The 16,612-nt window shown below is 51.9% G+C and carries 17 protein-coding genes and 1 pseudogene; 17 read left to right on the top strand and 1 reads right to left on the bottom strand.

Features of this window, described 5'->3' with window-relative positions; translation table 11 throughout:
• Positions 1–89: 89 nt before the first annotated feature.
• From DW059_RS06800 to DW059_RS06735, 15 genes and pseudogenes are all read left to right on the top strand, one after another.
• A pseudogene (locus DW059_RS06800) lies at positions 90–176 on the top strand (Maff2 family mobile element protein); the annotation flags it as partial.
• Positions 177–245: 69 nt separating this feature from the next.
• The gene (locus DW059_RS06795) at positions 246–1,115 is read left to right on the top strand and encodes a VirB6/TrbL-like conjugal transfer protein, CD1112 family (RefSeq protein ID WP_117698263.1); all 870 of its coding nucleotides are present in this window, start codon (positions 246–248) and stop codon (positions 1,113–1,115) included.
• Between the two features lie 20 nt (positions 1,116–1,135).
• Positions 1,136–1,591 carry a PrgI family protein gene (locus tag DW059_RS06790; protein WP_025487368.1) on the top strand — a complete coding sequence of 152 codons (456 nt, stop codon included), beginning with the start codon at positions 1,136–1,138 and terminating at the stop codon, positions 1,589–1,591.
• Positions 1,548–3,947 carry a VirB4-like conjugal transfer ATPase, CD1110 family gene (locus DW059_RS06785; RefSeq protein ID WP_117698262.1) on the top strand — a complete coding sequence of 800 codons (2,400 nt, stop codon included), beginning with the start codon at positions 1,548–1,550 and terminating at the stop codon, positions 3,945–3,947. The genes DW059_RS06790 and DW059_RS06785 overlap by 44 nt, the downstream gene beginning before the upstream one ends.
• Positions 3,944–4,327 (top strand): DUF3851 domain-containing protein, encoded by a 384-nt coding sequence (locus DW059_RS06780; protein ID WP_025491672.1) that lies wholly within the window; start codon positions 3,944–3,946, stop codon positions 4,325–4,327. Before DW059_RS06785 ends, DW059_RS06780 begins: the two co-directional genes overlap by 4 nt.
• The gene (locus DW059_RS06775; RefSeq protein WP_117698261.1) at positions 4,320–6,056 is read left to right on the top strand and encodes a C40 family peptidase; all 1,737 of its coding nucleotides are present in this window, start codon (positions 4,320–4,322) and stop codon (positions 6,054–6,056) included. The genes DW059_RS06780 and DW059_RS06775 overlap by 8 nt, the downstream gene beginning before the upstream one ends.
• Positions 6,057–6,084: 28 nt before the next feature.
• Complete coding sequence (locus tag DW059_RS06770; RefSeq protein WP_117698260.1) at positions 6,085–6,342, top strand: DUF4315 family protein; 258 nt, start codon at positions 6,085–6,087, stop codon at positions 6,340–6,342.
• Entirely contained in the window at positions 6,332–7,096 is a 765-nt protein-coding gene (locus tag DW059_RS06765; protein WP_117698259.1) for a DUF4366 domain-containing protein, read from the top strand. The genes DW059_RS06770 and DW059_RS06765 overlap by 11 nt, the downstream gene beginning before the upstream one ends.
• Complete coding sequence (locus tag DW059_RS06760) at positions 7,093–7,287, top strand: hypothetical protein (RefSeq protein ID WP_117698258.1); 195 nt, start codon at positions 7,093–7,095, stop codon at positions 7,285–7,287. Before DW059_RS06765 ends, DW059_RS06760 begins: the two co-directional genes overlap by 4 nt.
• Positions 7,284–7,976, top strand: a complete 693-nt coding sequence (locus DW059_RS06755) for a conjugal transfer protein TraG (RefSeq protein WP_117698257.1) — start codon at positions 7,284–7,286, stop codon at positions 7,974–7,976. Before DW059_RS06760 ends, DW059_RS06755 begins: the two co-directional genes overlap by 4 nt.
• Positions 7,957–10,056 carry a type IA DNA topoisomerase gene (locus tag DW059_RS06750; protein WP_117698256.1) on the top strand — a complete coding sequence of 700 codons (2,100 nt, stop codon included), beginning with the start codon at positions 7,957–7,959 and terminating at the stop codon, positions 10,054–10,056. Before DW059_RS06755 ends, DW059_RS06750 begins: the two co-directional genes overlap by 20 nt.
• A complete protein-coding gene (locus DW059_RS06745) occupies positions 10,053–10,331 on the top strand; it encodes a hypothetical protein (protein ID WP_009322006.1) in 279 nt (92 codons plus the stop codon). The genes DW059_RS06750 and DW059_RS06745 overlap by 4 nt, the downstream gene beginning before the upstream one ends.
• 6 nt (positions 10,332–10,337) lie before the next feature.
• Positions 10,338–13,142 carry an LPD28 domain-containing protein gene (locus DW059_RS06740; RefSeq protein WP_242986159.1) on the top strand — a complete coding sequence of 935 codons (2,805 nt, stop codon included), beginning with the start codon at positions 10,338–10,340 and terminating at the stop codon, positions 13,140–13,142.
• On the top strand, positions 13,061–13,705 hold the full coding sequence (locus DW059_RS17575; protein ID WP_242986157.1) for a YodL domain-containing protein: 645 nt from the start codon (positions 13,061–13,063) through the stop codon (positions 13,703–13,705). Before DW059_RS06740 ends, DW059_RS17575 begins: the two co-directional genes overlap by 82 nt.
• Position 13,706: 1 nt before the next feature.
• Positions 13,707–13,922, top strand: coding sequence for a transposon-transfer assisting family protein (locus DW059_RS06735; protein WP_002576226.1), 216 nt, complete (start codon positions 13,707–13,709; stop codon positions 13,920–13,922).
• Between the two features lie 96 nt (positions 13,923–14,018).
• On the opposite strand, the gene DW059_RS16445 is transcribed toward DW059_RS06735, so the two are convergent.
• Complete coding sequence (locus DW059_RS16445) at positions 14,019–14,786, bottom strand: hypothetical protein (protein WP_242986155.1); 768 nt, start codon at positions 14,784–14,786, stop codon at positions 14,019–14,021.
• Between DW059_RS16445 and DW059_RS16440 the strand changes: the two genes are divergently transcribed.
• Entirely contained in the window at positions 14,785–15,129 is a 345-nt protein-coding gene (locus DW059_RS16440) for a TnpV protein (RefSeq protein WP_432764160.1), read from the top strand. The genes DW059_RS16445 and DW059_RS16440 overlap by 2 nt on opposite strands.
• Positions 15,078–16,457, top strand: coding sequence for a hypothetical protein (locus DW059_RS17805; RefSeq protein WP_330408309.1), 1,380 nt, complete (start codon positions 15,078–15,080; stop codon positions 16,455–16,457). Before DW059_RS16440 ends, DW059_RS17805 begins: the two co-directional genes overlap by 52 nt.
• Positions 16,458–16,612: the final 155 nt, after the last annotated feature.

The raw sequence follows: 16,612 nt of genomic DNA, 5'->3' as shown, positions 1-16,612 counted from the left end.
CTGTCCCGCCGGGACGGTTCTCTTAAAAACACCATATAGATTTTTTGTACGCCGCCGCCCGCCATCGAGCAGAGTTTTACACCTAATTGGGGATAAAACAGCTCATGGCCGGTGCTGGTGTAGCCGTGGTAGGCATGGTCCTTGTACCTCTGCTCTCCGGGCTTTTCTCTGTCTAAGCGTCTCCGTATGAAATCCTTGCCGCTCCCGCAGTTTTGCGGGGGCGGCGGAAAGGAGGTTGACACCGTATGGATTTCTTACTTGAAGCCCTGACAAATTGGCTGAAAGAAATGCTGGTGGGCGGCATTATGAGCAACCTTTCGGGGATATTTGACAGTGTAAACCAGCAGGTCGCGGATATATCCGTACAGGTAGGCCAGACCCCACAGGGATGGAATGGCAGTATTTTCAGCATGATTGAGAATCTGTCCAACTCCATCATGGTGCCGATTGCAGGCGTGATCCTGGCTATCGTGATGACCGTAGACCTGATCCAGATGATCGCAGACAAGAACAACCTGCATGATGTGGACACCTGGATGATTTTCAAGTGGGTGTTCAAATCAGCCGCTGCCATCCTCATTGTCACAAATACATGGAATATCGTGATGGGCGTCTTTGATATGGCGCAGAGCGTAGTGGCGCAGGCGGCAGGGGTTATCAATTCGGATGCGTCCATTGACATTTCCTCAGTTATGACCGATCTGGAACCGAGGCTGATGGAAATGGATCTGGGACCGCTGTTCGGACTGTGGTTCCAATCCCTCTTTATTGGCATTACTATGTGGGCGTTATATATCTGTATCTTTATCGTTATTTATGGCCGTATGACCGAAATCTACCTTGTGACTTCGGTGGCTCCCGTTCCAATGGCTGCAATGATGGGTAAAGAATGGGGCGGTATGGGCCAGAATTACCTCCGATCCCTGCTGGCGCTGGGCTTTCAGGCGTTTCTCATTATCGTCTGCGTGGCAATTTATGCTGTGCTGGTGCAGAACATCGCTCTGGAAGATGACATCATCATGGCAATCTGGAGCTGCGTGGGCTACACCGTACTGCTATGTTTTACGCTGTTCAAAACCGGCAGTCTCGCCAAATCAGTCTTTCAGGCGCACTAAAACGGAAGGAGGTTTCCACATTGGCTTATGTACCCGTACCCAAGGACTTAACAAAAGTCAAAACAAAGGTCATGTTCAATCTGACCAAGCGGCAGCTTATCTGCTTCACGGGCGGAGCGCTTATCGGCGTACCGCTTTTCTTTTTGCTCAGAAAACCTACCGGAAACAGTGTAGCGGCTATGTGTATGATGCTGGTTATGCTGCCATTCTTTATGATGGCTATGTACGAAAAGCATGGACAGCCCCTGGAAAAGATCGTGGGCAACATTCTCAAAGTAGCTGTGATCCGTCCCAAGCAGCGTCCCTACCAGACCAATAACTTTTATGCCGTATTAAAGCGGCAGGAAATGCTCGATAAGGAGGTGTATGACATTGTTCACCGCAATAAAAAAATGGCTGCATCGGATGTTCGGGAAAACCGAGGAAAAAACTGTGCAGCCGGTAAAGACAAAGAAAAAGCTGTCCCGCGCCGATAAGAAGCAGATCGAAGCGGCCATTGTCCGCGCCAACCGCACGGACAAAAAAGGAAAATCTGCGCAGGACAGTATCCCTTATGAACGGATGTGGCCGGACGGAATCTGCCGCATATCGGACAGCCACTACACAAAGACCATTCAGTTTCAGGACATCAACTATCAGCTCTCCCAAAACGAAGATAAGACGGCAATCTTTGAGGGTTGGTGTGATTTCCTCAATTATTTTGACAGCTCGATTCATTTCCAGCTGTCTTTTTTGAACCTTGCGGCATCGGAGGAGACCTTTGCTAACTCCATTTCCATCCCGCCCCAGAGGGATGCCTTTGACAGTATCCGCGAGGAATACACCACAATGCTGCAAAATCAGCTGGCCAGAGGTAACAACGGTCTCATCAAGACCAAATACCTGACTTTTGGTATCGACGCAGACAGCATCAAAGCTGCCAAGCCCCGTCTGGAGCGTATTGAGACCGATATACTTAATAACTTCAAGCGTCTTGGTGTAGCTGCCAGAACGCTGGACGGTAAAGAAAGGCTTTCTCAGCTTCATGCAGTATTCCACATGGACGAACAGCTCCCATTTCAGTTTGAATGGGACTGGCTGGCCCCTTCCGGTCTGTCCACAAAGGATTTTATTGCACCAAGCTCCTTTGAGTTCCGCACCGGCAAGCAGTTCCGTATGGGCAAGAAATACGGGGCTGTTTCTTTTTTGCAGATTCTCGCACCGGAGCTGAATGACCGTCTGCTGGCTGATTTTCTGGATATGGAAAGCTCGCTCATTGTGAGTATGCACATTCAGTCGGTGGATCAGGTGAAAGCCATCAAAACGGTAAAGCGAAAGATTACCGACCTGGACCGCAGCAAGATTGAGGAACAGAAAAAAGCAGTCCGCGCCGGATATGACATGGACATCATTCCCTCTGACCTTGCCACATACGGCAGTGAAGCGAAAAAACTCTTGCAGGATTTGCAGAGCCGCAACGAGAGAATGTTCCTTTTGACCTTTCTGGTGCTGAACACAGCGGACAATCCCCGTCAGCTTGGCAACAACATTTTCCAGGCAGGCTCCATTGCCCAGAAGTATAACTGTCAGCTGACCAGGCTGGACTTCCAGCAAGAAGAAGGGCTGATGAGCTGTCTGCCCCTGGGACTCAATCAGATCGAGATCCAGCGAGGACTGACCACCAGTTCTACGGCCATCTTTGTACCGTTCACCACACAGGAATTATTCCAGAACGGCAAAGAAGCTCTGTACTACGGCATCAACGCCCTGTCCAACAATCTCATCATGGTGGATCGAAAGCTGCTGAAAAACCCCAACGGCTTGATTTTGGGTACGCCGGGTTCCGGTAAGTCCTTCAGCGCAAAACGAGAAATCGCAAACTGCTTTTTGCTTACCAGTGATGATGTTATCATCTGTGACCCGGAAGCGGAGTATGCACCTCTGGTGGAGCGTCTGCATGGGCAGGTCATCAAGATCTCGCCTACCTCCACCAACTACATCAATCCGATGGACCTGAACCTGGACTACTCGGATGATGAAAGCCCGCTGTCCCTCAAGTCTGACTTTATTCTCAGCTTGTGTGAGCTGATCGTGGGCGGTAAGGAGGGCTTGCAGCCGGTGCAGAAAACCATCATCGACCGCTGTGTGCGTCTGGTCTATCAGACCTATCTCAATGACCCGCGCCCGGAGAATATGCCCATACTGGAGGATCTGTATAACCTGCTTCGGGAACAGGAGGAAAAGGAAGCCCAGTATATCGCTACGGCTCTTGAAATCTATGTAACCGGCTCCCTCAATGTGTTCAACCACCAGAGCAATGTGGACATCAACAACCGCATTGTCTGCTATGACATCAAGGAACTGGGCAAGCAGCTTAAAAAAATCGGTATGCTGGTGGTACAGGATCAGGTGTGGAACCGCGTTACCATTAACCGCGCTGCCCACAAGTCTACCCGTTACTACATCGACGAGATGCACTTGCTTTTGAAGGAGGAACAAACCGCTGCCTATACAGTGGAAATCTGGAAGCGATTCCGTAAATGGGGCGGTATTCCGACAGGTATTACCCAGAATGTCAAAGACCTTTTGAGCAGCCGCGAGGTAGAGAACATCTTTGAAAACTCCGACTTCGTGTATATGCTCAACCAGGCAGGCGGAGACCGCCAGATTCTCGCCAAGCAGCTGGGCATTTCCACGCACCAGCTTAGCTATGTGACCCACTCCGGTGAGGGTGAGGGCCTGCTGTTCTATGGCTCCACGATCCTGCCGTTTGTAGACCACTTCCCGAAGAACACCGAACTTTACCGCATTATGACCACCAAACCTCAAGAATTGAAAAAGGAGGATGAATGATTATGAACCCCAACATTTTGAATAAAAACCCGCTGATGTTTTTTGACAGGGCGGTAAATGCCCAGCGCAGCCAGCTGCTTACGGTCATGGCCGATGCGGTAAGTGAGTGCCGCACGGCGGCAGATCAGGCAGCCGAACTGAATGAGACCGGTCAGGTGGGGCTTCTCCGTCTGGCAGAGGTCTGGAGCGTCATTCGTGCTAAAGAAGGTATGGGCGGCCTGATTCTGAAAGGAACAGAGGCGAAGATCCTGTCCGATGTGGTGGCACAGTTTTATGCCTACCTGTCCGGCTGTATGTTCAACGATCCTGTGGGAATGGCCATTTATGCAGAGCTGCACTACATGATGTCCTCCCTCATGCTGGGAGAATGGTTTGAATAAAGAGCCGCGCCTGCGCTTTACTGATGAGGAACGGTCTGATCCTGCACTGGAAAAGCCGATCCGTAAAGCGGAGAAAGCTGCGGCCAGAGCAGATAAGGCGCAGGCCAATATCCCAAAGAAAAAGGTCAGGCAGACGGTCATCGACCCGGATACCGGAAAAAAGACCTCGAAGCTGACCTTTGAGGACAAGAAAAAGCCACCCTCCAAACTTTCTCAAGGGGTCAAGGAAGCTCCCGTCCATCTGGTTGCGGGCAAGCTCCACAAAGAGATCCGGGAAACAGAACAGGACAATGTGGGCGTGGAAAGCGCCCACAAGTCCGAGGAAGCGGTGGAGACCGGCGCTTATCTGGTTCGGGAGGGCTATCGCAGCCACAAGCTGAAGCCGTACCGCAAAGCAGCACAGGCAGAGCGCCAACTGGAAAAGGCAAATGTAAATGTTCTGTACCAGAAATCTTTGCAGGAAAATCCCCAGTTTGCCAGCAATCCACTTTCCCGCTGGCAGCAAAAGCAGGCCATCAAAAAGCAGTATACCGCCGCCAAACACGCCGGTCAGACTGCTGGAAATACCGCCCAGGCTGCATCTAAAACAGGAAAAGCCGCAAGGACGGTAAAAGAAAAGGCACAGCAGGCAGGGGCATTCGTCATGCGCCACAAGAAGGGTTTCCTGATGGCAGGGGTTTTGTTCCTCATTACCTGTATGCTGATGAATACCATGTCCTCCTGCTCCATGATGGCGCAGAGCATCGGTTCCGTTCTCTCCGGCACCACCTATCCGTCGGATGACCCGGAAATGCTGGCGGTGGAGGCAGATTATGCAGCCAGAGAAGCCCAGTTGCAGGAGGAAATCGACAACATTGAAAGCAGTCACCCAGGGTATGACGAGTATCGCTATGACCTTGGTATGATCGGCCATGACCCTCATGAGCTGGCAGCATTTCTCTCTGCCGTCTTGCAAGGCTACACCCGGCAGAGCGCTCAGGCAGAGCTGGCGCGTGTGTTTGCAGCACAGTATCAGCTGACGCTTACTGAGGAAGTGGAGATTCGCTACCGCACGGAGACCTCCACCGACCCGGAGACCGGCGAGACCACCTCAGAAGAAGTCCCCTATGAGTATTACATTTTGAATGTGAAACTCACCAGCAAGCCCATTTCCGCTGTGGCGTCGGAGATTCTGACCCCGGAGCAGATGGAAATGTATCAGGTCTACCGACAGACCATGGGCAATAAGCCGTTGTTGTTTGGCGGTGGTTCCCCTGACATGAGCAATTCCGAGGACTTGACCGGTGTACAGTTTGTAAATGGAACCCGTCCCGGAAATCCGCAGTTGGTGGAGCTGGCCAAGCGTCAGGTCGGCAATGTGGGCGGCTATCCTTATTGGAGCTGGTATGGCTTTGACAGCCGCGTGGAGTGGTGCGCCTGCTTTGTATCCTGGTGTTATAACCAGGCTGGAAAAAGTGAGCCGCGCTTTGCAGGCTGTGAGTGGCAGGGCGTTCCGTGGTTCCAGTCTCATGGACAATGGGGTGCAAGAGGCTATAACAATCTGGCTCCCGGAGATGCAATTTTCTTTGATTGGGATTTAGATGGGACAGCGGACCATGTGGGTATCGTGATCGGTACGGATGGCAGCCGTGTTTATACGGTGGAGGGAAATTCCGGCGATGCCTGCAAGATCAAAAGTTATGACCTGAATTATCAAAGTATTAAGGGCTACGGCCTGATGAACTGGTAACAGACTTTGTGGAAAGGAGTGAACGGTTATGGCAAAAAATAAAATTGAACGTATCGACCAGGAAATTGCGAAAACCCGTGAGAAGATTGCGGAATATCAGGAAAAGCTCAAGACCCTGGAAGCACAGAAAACGGAGGCAGAGAATCTGGAAATCGTTCAGATGGTTCGTGCGTTACGCATGACTCCAGCACAGCTGAACGCTATGCTTTCCGGTGGAATGAACCACGGCAGAGATACAGCACTGTCGGAATCAAATAATCAGGAGGTTACCGCTTATGAAGAATAAAAGAATTTGCAAAACACTTTCCGCCCTTTGCCTGACAATGGTTGTGGCATTTGGCTTTACGATCCCTGCTTTCGCACAGGGGTCAGAACAGGCTCCGGCGGCACCGGCAGAGGATTCTACCAATGACAGCAATGTGATTCTGGAAGAAACAGAACCGGCACCGGCACTTACACCGGAGGGGAATGCGGCATTGGTGGATGATTTTGGAGGCAATAAGCAGCTTATTACTGTTACGACCAAAGCTGGAAATTACTTTTACATCCTGATTGATAGGGCGAATGAGGACAAGGAGACTGCTGTTCACTTTCTGAATCAGGTGGACGATGCAGACCTTGCGGCGCTGATGGAAGATGGAAAACCCAAAGAGGAGATGCCTGCGGTATGCAGCTGTTCAACAAAATGTGAAGCAGGGGCAGTCAATACGGCCTGCCCGGTCTGCGCAACTGATAAGAGTAAATGTACGGGCAAAGCACCGGAACCTCCGGCAGAAACATCGGAGCCGGAAAAGGAGAAGCCTGCCGGATTGAACCCGGCTGCGCTGGTCCTTTTGCTGGCTCTGCTTGGTGGCGGTGGCGTATTTGCCTACTTGAAGCTCGTTAAGAACAAGCCTAAGACCAAGGGCAATGACAGTCTGGACGATTATGATTATGGCGAGGAAGATTCCGAGGAATGGGAAACCGAGGATGAGGAGTCGGACGAGCCGGACGCTGATGGGGGCAGCACAGAAGAAGATGATGAGGACAGTGTGAAATGACCCGTTTCACAGACAGTCCCTATGAACGCATGATGACACGCAGGCCGGAGGGCGGGAAGGAAACTTCCCGTCCTCCTTCTTTACCCCACAACCACCCCTGCTATGGCTGCGGGAATTATGGAAGTCCCTGCGTAGGTATCTGCCATCGTGAGATGGAACGCTGGCTTAAAGAAAGGAAACGAAAAAAATGAGTGTTCTGATTACATTTATTAAACTGATTTCTGTTTTTGATTTACTGGTGATTGCCTTGTATTTTGGCGGCGACATTCTTTCTACCATGTTAAACAAACTTTGGAGAAAGCCAAAGCAAGATGACCCCTTTGATTTCTCCTTAGATACCATGACAGTTTCATTGTCCATAGATTCTATCCGTCAGCTTTATTCCGGTGACGCGGCAGATTTTGTGGAAGAAAAGATCCTGCCAAATGCGGAGAAAACAATGGCCGTTTTGACGGAACAAGAACAGACGGCGGCTCATCTGCTCTTATCCGCTCTGATCGGTTTTCTTGCAGCAGAAGCTCCTATGGATGAACAGAGCTTTCCTTTGATGATGGAACTTCTGAACTGCATGGAAGGGGAAAAAGAAGATGGTTGTCAGGATGCAGTAGATAGTTTACTTGAAGATGCCGCCTGCAATACCCGCCGTCACGAAGAATATTACAGCAATTATCAACGCTACCAGCTGATGCAGGTGGATAAAACCCGTGTCATTTTGGCTTGCCGTATCATCATCAATGACCTGCTGGGGAAACTGTACCGCTATGACTACCGGTTTGGTTATAACCTGCTACTGGATGAGGAAAACAGCATAGAGAAAAAACTGCACACGCCTGTGCGGGAAGAATGGGAGGCTGAAGATTATGAATTTAGTGATTGCTGAAAAACCATCGGTTGCACAAAGTCTGGCTACGGTAATCGGTGCAACTGCTCGTAAGGATGGGTATCTGGAGGGTAACGGCTGGCGTGTCAGCTGGTGCGTGGGCCACCTGGCCGGTCTTGCGGATGCAGACAGCTATGACTCCAAGTATGCCAAGTGGCGATATAATGACCTGCCTATTCTGCCGGAGCATTGGCAGATGGTAGTGGGAAAGGATAAGAAAAAGCAGTTTGATATTCTCAAAAAGCTGATGAACGCCCCGGATGTGACGGAGGTAGTAAATGCCTGTGATGCCGGACGCGAGGGTGAGCTGATCTTCCGCAGCGTCTATGAGCTGGCAGACTGTCAAAAGCCGATGAAAAGGCTCTGGATTTCTTCGATGGAAGACTCCGCCATAAGGGAAGGCTTTGCAAACCTGCGCCCCGGTGCGGACTATGACGGACTTCGGGATGCTGCCCTCTGCCGTGCCAAGGCCGACTGGCTGGTGGGGATCAATGCGACAAGGCTTTTTTCCGTGCTGTATCACCGAACCCTCAACATCGGGCGCGTGATGTCCCCGACGCTGGCGCTTATTGTTCAGCGAGAAGCTGAGATCGACACCTTTAAGCCGATTCCCTTTTATACCGTGGCGCTGGAGCTGCCCGGTCTTACCGTATCCGGGGAGCGCATGGCGGATAAGGCTGCTGCTGAGCAGCTGAAAGAAGCCTGTCAGGGTGTAAATGTCACAATCAAAAAGGTGGAATGCAAGGAAAAGTCCGAAAAGCCGCCTGCCCTCTATGACCTGACTACTCTGCAAAGAGATGCCAACCGCCTGCTTGGATTTACAGCCCAGCAGACCCTGGACTATCTGCAAAGCCTGTATGAAAAGAAGCTCTGCACCTATCCCCGTACTGACAGCCGCTATCTGACTGGCGATATGGCAGACAGCCTGCCGGTGCTGGTGAATTTGGTTGCCAATGCTATGCCGTTTCGCAAAGGAATCGCCCTTACCTGTGATCCGCAGACGGTAATCAACGATAAGAAAGTAACCGACCACCACGCAGTAATCCCTACCAGAAATCTCAAGGACGCAGACCTTTCTGCCCTTCCTGCGGGAGAAAAAGCGGTGCTGGAGCTGGTGGCTCTGCGTCTGATGTGCGCCGTAGCCCAGCCCCATATCTATTCGGAAACCGTTGTGATTGCAGCGTGTGCCGGTGGGGAGTTTACCACAAAAGGGAAAACAGTGAAGCACCTCGGATGGAAAGCACTGGAGGACGCTTACCGTGCCAAAATGAAGGATGCAGAGCCGAAAAAAGAGGGCGTAGAGAAAGCCCTGCCGGAGCTGACCGAAGGACAGACACTTTCGGTTTCTGCGGCAATCGTCAAAGAAGGCAAAAGCAGTCCGCCTCAGCACTTTACGGAGGACACCCTATTGTCCGCAATGGAGACTGCCGGGAAAGATGATATGCCAGAGGATGCTGAGAGAAAAGGTCTGGGGACACCGGCCACCCGTGCCGGTATTTTGGAAAAGCTGGTATCTGCCGGTTTTCTGGAGCGAAAAAAGAACAGAAAAACGGTGCAGCTTCTTCCTTCCCACGATGCAGTATCCCTTATCACGGTGCTGCCGGAACAACTGCAATCGCCGCTTCTGACTGCCGAGTGGGAGTATCGCCTGGGCGAGATCGAGCGCGGGCAGCTTGCCCCAGAGGAGTTTCTGGACGGGATCAGCACCATGCTGAAAGATCTGGTGGGGACTTATCAGGTCATCAAGGGAACTGAGTACCTGTTCACTCCGCCCCGTGAGGTGGTGGGCAAATGCCCTCGCTGCGGCGGTGAAGTTGCAGAACTGCAAAAAGGCTTCTTCTGTCAGAATGATTCTTGCAAATTTGCAATCTGGAAAAACAACAAATGGTGGGCTGCCAAGAAAAAACAGCCGACCAAAGCTGTGGTGTCTGCGCTGCTGAACGATGGCTGTGTCCGTGTGACGGGGCTATATTCGGAGAAAACCGGCAAGACCTACGATGCCACTGTGGTTTTGGAGGACGATGGACAGTATGCCAACTTCAAGCTGGAATTTGACCAGCGGAAAGGAGGCAGCCGATGAAGCTCTCTTTAGTGGAACGGGAAACCATTCTCCTCTATAACCAGGCAGAACCAATGGCTGAGGTCTATACCCACGATCCTCGTCTGATGGAGAAGCTGGAACTGCTGGCAAAAAAGCATCCCGACCAGATCACCCGAAAGGACGCCCATAACTTTACCGTCCCCAAGCGGTGTGTATCAGTCCGGGAGCCATACAGCACCGAGCGTCGCAAAGCTGCCAGTGAGCGTGCGAAAGCCGCCGGATACCAGCCCCCTGTGAAAAAGTCCGGCAGTTAAAGGCACATGGCAGAGAATGTATTTGAAGCGGTCAAGCAGTCGGTCAGCACCAGAGATGCGGCAGCGTTTTATGGGATCGAGGTCAAACGAAATGGCATGGCCTGCTGTCCCTTTCACGATGATAAGAACCCCAGCATGAAGGTAGACCAGCGGTTCCACTGCTTTGGCTGCGGTGAAGATGGGGATGTGATCGACTTTACCGCAAAGCTCTTTGACCTCTCCCCAAAAGAAGCGGCAGAGAAATTGGCACAGGACTTTGGCCTGATCTATGACAGTCAGGCCTCTCCCCGTAGGAGATATGTCCGGCAGAAAACAGAGGCACAAAAGTTTCGGGAGGACCGGCAGCGGTGTTATCGCGTACTGTCCGATTACTACTATCTGCTGAAAAAATGGGAGGCCGACAATTCTCCCCGGACACCGGAGGAAGAACCGCACCCCCGTTTTGTGGAAGCAATCCAGAAGAAAACCTATGTAGAGTACCTGTTGGACCTTTTTCTTTATGAAAGTGAAGAAGAACAAAAGGCATGGATTGCAGAACACACAGCAGAAATCACACACTTGGAAAGGAGATTGAAAATCATGGCTGAGAATAAACCCACCAATCGAGAACGGCTAAGGGAAATCACATATGGCATCGAGCAGGGTATCAAAGAACTGTTTGAAAGCGAAAAGTATATGCGTTATCTGTCCGTCATGTCCCGATTTCACCGCTATTCGGTAAACAACACCATGCTCATCTATATGCAGAAGCCGGACGCCACTTTGGTAGCCGGATACAATAAGTGGAAAGACCAGTTTGAGCGTCATGTAAAAAAGGGCGAGCATGGCATTACCATCATCGCCCCAACACCGTACAAGAAGAAAATCGAGGAGCAGAAGCTGGACCCGGATACCAAGGCTCCGATTCTGGATAAAGACGGAAAGATCGTCACAGAGGAAAAAGAAATCGAGATTCCCATGTTTCGTCCGGTCAAGGTCTTTGATGTGAGCCAGACCGACGGGAAACCTTTGCCGGAGCTTGCTTCCTCCCTTTCCGGCAATGTGCCAAATTATGAGGCATTCATGGAGGCCCTGCGCCGCAGCGCACCGGTGCCGATTACTTTTGAAGCAATGGCCGCCGATACGGACGGCTATTTTTCTGCCGATCATCAGAAAATTGCCATTCGCCAGGGCATGAGCGAGGTGCAGACGGTTTCGGCCACAGTACACGAGATTGCCCACAGCAAGCTCCACAATCAGAAAAAGATTCAGATTGCCAATGACGAGCAATATCAGGAAATCGAGCTGTTTGATAAACCCGGTCTGTTCTCCAATGGGCGGATTGTCCGTGATAATCTGCCGGAGGGCGTTTATTGCTATGACCTGCGCGGTTCTGACTACGACCCCGGAGAGCCGGTCTGTGTAGAAGAACAAGTGGTTGTAAACCATGCAGGTTCCGTTCTGCTGACAGAGCCGCTGGAGCTGGCGGAAGATGGACGCCTGATGCTGACCGAGGAAGAAGGGCTGAATTTTGTTGGCGGCTTTTCTACCCTCACCCAGTTTTTGCAAGAACAGAGGAAAGACCGCCACACGGAGGAAGTGGAGGCTGAAAGCATCTCCTATGCGGTCTGCAAGTATTTTGGCATTGAAACCGGAGAAAACAGCTTCGGCTATATTGCAAGCTGGAGTCAGGGCAAGGAACTGAAAGAGCTGAGAGCCAGTTTGGAGACCATCAATAAGACCTCCGGCACTTTGATCTCTGACATTGAGCGCCACTATAAGGAAATATGCAAAGAGCGTGGGATTGATCTCCATGCAAAGGCAGAGCCGGAAACCGCCCCGATAGAGCAGCCAACCGGCAATCTGACTTACTATGTGGCAGAGTGCATGGAGTTTTCAAACCTTGGAGAATATCACGATAACCTGTCTTTGGAGGAGGCGGTCCGCATCTATCAGGAAATTCCGGCAGAGCGAATGAACGGGGTCAAAGGGATTGGGTTTGAGCTGAAAGATGGAAGCGACTATGAAGGACCGTTTCCGATTTTGACTGGACAGACCATTGACCTGGACACCATTCAGGCAATCGACTATTACCGTGATAATCCGTTGGTGCAAAAAGCGGTAAAGGAACTGGCTGCGGCCATGCCGGAAATGGAAGTGCTGGGGGCGGATGCCAACCAGCAGGAGGCTTTGTTTCTGATCAACGATGCCACCTATCTTCATATCCAGTCCTGTGACAGCGGATGGGACTATACCCTTTACGATGCCGCATCCATGAAAGAGCTGGATGGTGGTCAGCTGGATATGCCGGAGCTTTCCCGCAAAAATGCAGTTCTCCAGATTTGTGATGACAACAATCTGGACAGCACTTCGCTCAGACACGCTCCTATGTCCATGATTGAGACCTTGCAGGAAGCGGCCTATCAGCAAATGCAGGCAGAGACCAGTCAGATGATTGCTTCTTCCCAGTTGCCGGAGGCACAGGAGCAGGCACTGGATGAATACCCCATGCCTGATGAGCAGGTCTCCACACCGGATATGCAGGAATATGGCTACTCCTATGATGGGATGCTCCCTGTTACCAGAGAACGGGCGCTGGAACTGGATGCCGCTGGTTTGACCGTCTATGTGCTGCATGAGGACAATACGGAGAGCATGGTGTTTGACCCGCAGGAAATCATGGATCATGGCGGTCTTTTTGGCGTGGACCGTGAGGAATGGGAGAAAAGCCTCAGTTCCACGAAAAGGTCATGGAGCGCCAGGAACATCAGCAGGAACGGGAACAGGCATTTCTTGCTCAGAACAGAGATTGCTTTGCCATCTATCAGGTGAGCCGTGACGATCCGCAGAATGTGCGCTTTATGAATTTGGACTGGCTAAAGTCCCATGATATTTCCGTAGACCGCAGCAATTATGACCTCATTTACACCGCTCCGCTGAGGGAGTCTGGCACGGTACCGGAGCAGCTGGAAAAACTCTATCAGCAATTCAATCTGGAAAAACCCGTGGACTTTCACAGTCCCTCCATGAGTGTCAGCGACATCGTTGCGATCAAGCAGGACAGTAAGGTATCCTGTCATTACTGCGACAGCGTTGGTTTTACCCAGATCTCCGGATTCCTGCCGGAAAATCCGCTGAAAAATGCGGAGATGGCCGTGGAGGACGATTACGGCATGATCGACGGTATCATCAACAATGGCGCAAAAGAACCTACGGTGGCAGAGCTGGAACAGCAGGCCCGAAGTGGTCAGCCCATTTCCCTGATGGATCTGGCTGCCGCTGCCCATCGGGAGGAACGGGAAAAGAAAAAGTCCGTCATGGAGCAGCTGAAAAGCCAGCCCAAGGCAGAACACAAAAAGACAGCGCCCAAAAAGAGTGCGGAAAGGGAGATTTGATATGGGAAACTTTACTTTTGAGGAAATGAACCTGATGTGCATTTACAATACCGGTAGCCGCACCGGATTGATCGACAGCCTGCGTGAGATGCGCGGCGAGCTGGCCCCGGAGGAAACCGAGCTGCGGGAGTTGACAGACAGCGCACTGGGCAAGCTCCAGGCCATGAGTGATGCCGAGTTTGCCGAGCTGGAGTTGTACCCGGATTTTGACCAGTAAACACCATAATCGCAGGGATGGGGTGGCAATATGCCACCCCACCTCTTTACCCCAAAACCGAAAGGAGGACAGAACACTATGCCAACCAAAGCTGAACTATATGCACAGATGGCGGAGAAGATGGCAACGCAGCTCACGGGGAGCTGGCAGGAATGGGCAGGGTTTCTCACCACTGCTTCCCGACTTTACAAATACCCGTTCCATGAACAGCTGATGATCTACGCCCAGCGACCGGACGCCACCGCCTGTGCGGAGTACGATTTGTGGAATGAAAAGATGGGCCGGTATGTAAGGCGCGGTTCCAAGGGAATCGCTCTGGTGGACGATTCCGGGGACAGGCCCCGCCTGCGTTATGTCTTTGATATTTCCGACACCGGAACCCGTGAACATTCCCGCACTCCCTGGCTGTGGCAGCTGGAGGAGCGCCATTTGGATTCGGTGCAGGCCATGCTTGAGCGCACCTATGATGTTTCCGGTGATGACCTTGCCGGACAGCTCACCGAGGTAGCCGGAAAACTGGCTGAGGAATACTGGACGGAGCATCAGCAGGACTTCTTCTATATCGTTGACGGTTCCTTTTTGGAGGAATATGATGAGTTTAACATCGGAGTACAGTTCAAGGCAGCAGCCACCGTCAGTATCACTTACGCTTTGATGTCCCGCTGTGGACTGGAGCCGGAACGCTACTTCGACCACGAAGATTTCATGGCAATCTTTGATTTCAACACCCCGTCCACCATCGGGGCGCTGGGAACAGCGGTCAGCCAGATCAACCAGCAGGTGCTGCGGCAGATCGGCGTTACCGTCCGAAATGCAGAGCGCGAAGCCAACCAAGAAAGGAGCAAACAAGATGAACAATCCCATGACCTATATCCAGAACGGAGACTATCTGATTCCCGACCTGAAGCTGAGCCAGCAGCCGGAGAAAACCCTGGGCAAGTACGGCAGGATGAGGAAAACCTACCTGAAGGAACACCGTCCCATCCTCTACAACCAGATGCTGATGAGCGAGAAGTTGTACCAGCACCTTCTGGAGATCGACGAGACCGCCCAGAGCAGACTGGAGCAGATGATGCCCCAGCTGGCGAAAGAAGCGGGAGCCACCGAGCAACTGAAAGCCAGCGATCCCATGAAGTGGGTGGGGCTGATGAACACTTGCAAAGCCCAGGCAGAGGAGATCCTGATGGCGGAGCTTATCAACAGCTGACCCTAAACCTGTTCCTTTCCGAAGCGGAACAGATCCAATCCATAGATGAAGCAGAGAATGTAGCGCATACATCCTCTGCTTTTTCTTTTGCCCAAAATGACATCGACCATGTGCTGCGTTTGGGCGGCAATACAGACCGTCAAAGGGAGCGTGTGGTTGCAGCCTTTGAAAAGCAGAAAACCACCGCTGAGATTACCGAGATACTGAAAACGCTGTACCACGGCGGCAATGGCCTTGGCAGTGTGAGCGCATGGTATGCCGAGGATGGTATCCATCTTTCCCATGGGAAGTCTGTCCGTTATGACAGGTCTGCCCAGGTCATTTCCTGGGAGAGCGCCGCAGAGCGTATCGGGGAGCTTTTGGAGAGCGGCCAGTTTGCCTCCAATGTGGAGCTTGCAGAAGTGGCAGGCTATGAACGCTCCCTCCTTGCAGAAAAGCTCTGGTATCTGTATCACGATCTCAGTGAGGGTGCCAGAGAAGCCGGATATTTGTCCTGCCTGTCAGAGATCAAAGGCAATGGTTTCCCGGAGGAGACTCGCCGCCTGACGGAGCAGCTGAGTGACCCGGCTTTCCGCCAGACCCTCAAGGAAGAATACGCCGCCTTCTGGACTGCCTATCAGCAGGACCGTGACCTGTTGCGTTTTCACTATCACAGACCAAGGGAGATCTGGGAGAACCTGAAGGACCTTGACCTGCCACGCAGGACCTTTTCTTCAGACCTTTCCCAAGTGCCAACCGTTCAGCACTTCATTACCGAGGATGAGATCGACGCCGCTATGACCGGCGGCAGCAGTTTCGCCGGAGGAAAAGGCCGTATCTATGCGTTCTTCATGGCAAACCATACGGATAAGGAGAAAGTGAGATTCCTCAAAGACGAGTATGGCATTGGCGGACGCTCTCATGCCCTGTCCGGCGCAACACACAGCGGTGAAGATCACGATGGGAAAGGACTGCACTATAAAAAGCAGGACTGCCCGGATGTTCACTTGAACTGGGAAAAGGTTGCCAAGCGCATTACCTCACTTGTCCAGAAAGACCGCTATCTTACCGAACAGGAACAGGCACAGTATGACAAGATCCAGTCTGAACAGGAACTGGCCGAAGAAGATGCCATTCAAGCCCAGCAGCCGGAGATGGATGAAGAAACACCAAAGCCTACCCTTGGGGAGCAGTTTGAGCAGTATAAGCCTGTGGTGACTGCCGCCATTTCTGAGGATACCGCATACCGCAATGCCTGCGGGCATTCTGACCGTGAAAATGCTGTCATCGAGGGTAATGCCGCTGTGCGCCGTGCAGTCCTTGGTTCTAAGGATATGGAGCTGATCTGACTCTATTCGGATGTGCCGGAGTTCCGTCAGCGTTTACACCGGGAAGTGATCGACGAGACCTATCCAAAGCTCCATGAGCTTCTGCGCCCTCTTTCTCAGGAAGATATTGATACTGCCCTTTGTGCATGGAACGGCAATATCGAGAGTAAACACGC

This window comes from Roseburia sp. AF42-8, from assembly GCF_003435965.1.
GTDB lineage: Bacteria > Bacillota > Clostridia > Lachnospirales > Lachnospiraceae > Roseburia_C > Roseburia_C amylophila.
The sequence above is the reverse complement of the archived record's forward strand: the minus strand, read 5'-3'. Positions and strand labels throughout refer to the sequence as shown.

Coding starts and splice junctions, on each gene's coding strand:
- DW059_RS06795 (WP_117698263.1), top strand. CDS start 246: ATGGATTTCTTACTTGAAGCCCTGACAAATTGGCTGAAAGAAATGCTG.
- DW059_RS06780 (WP_025491672.1), top strand. CDS start 3,944: ATGATTATGAACCCCAACATTTTGAATAAAAACCCGCTGATGTTTTTT.
- DW059_RS06770 (WP_117698260.1), top strand. CDS start 6,085: ATGGCAAAAAATAAAATTGAACGTATCGACCAGGAAATTGCGAAAACC.
- DW059_RS06765 (WP_117698259.1), top strand. CDS start 6,332: ATGAAGAATAAAAGAATTTGCAAAACACTTTCCGCCCTTTGCCTGACA.
- DW059_RS06760 (WP_117698258.1), top strand. CDS start 7,093: ATGACCCGTTTCACAGACAGTCCCTATGAACGCATGATGACACGCAGG.
- DW059_RS06755 (WP_117698257.1), top strand. CDS start 7,284: ATGAGTGTTCTGATTACATTTATTAAACTGATTTCTGTTTTTGATTTA.
- DW059_RS06750 (WP_117698256.1), top strand. CDS start 7,957: ATGAATTTAGTGATTGCTGAAAAACCATCGGTTGCACAAAGTCTGGCT.
- DW059_RS06745 (WP_009322006.1), top strand. CDS start 10,053: ATGAAGCTCTCTTTAGTGGAACGGGAAACCATTCTCCTCTATAACCAG.
- DW059_RS06740 (WP_242986159.1), top strand. CDS start 10,338: ATGGCAGAGAATGTATTTGAAGCGGTCAAGCAGTCGGTCAGCACCAGA.
- DW059_RS17575 (WP_242986157.1), top strand. CDS start 13,061: ATGGAGCGCCAGGAACATCAGCAGGAACGGGAACAGGCATTTCTTGCT.
- DW059_RS06735 (WP_002576226.1), top strand. CDS start 13,707: ATGGGAAACTTTACTTTTGAGGAAATGAACCTGATGTGCATTTACAAT.
- DW059_RS16440 (WP_432764160.1), top strand. CDS start 14,785: ATGACCTATATCCAGAACGGAGACTATCTGATTCCCGACCTGAAGCTG.
- DW059_RS16445 (WP_242986155.1), bottom strand. CDS start 14,786: ATGGGATTGTTCATCTTGTTTGCTCCTTTCTTGGTTGGCTTCGCGCTC.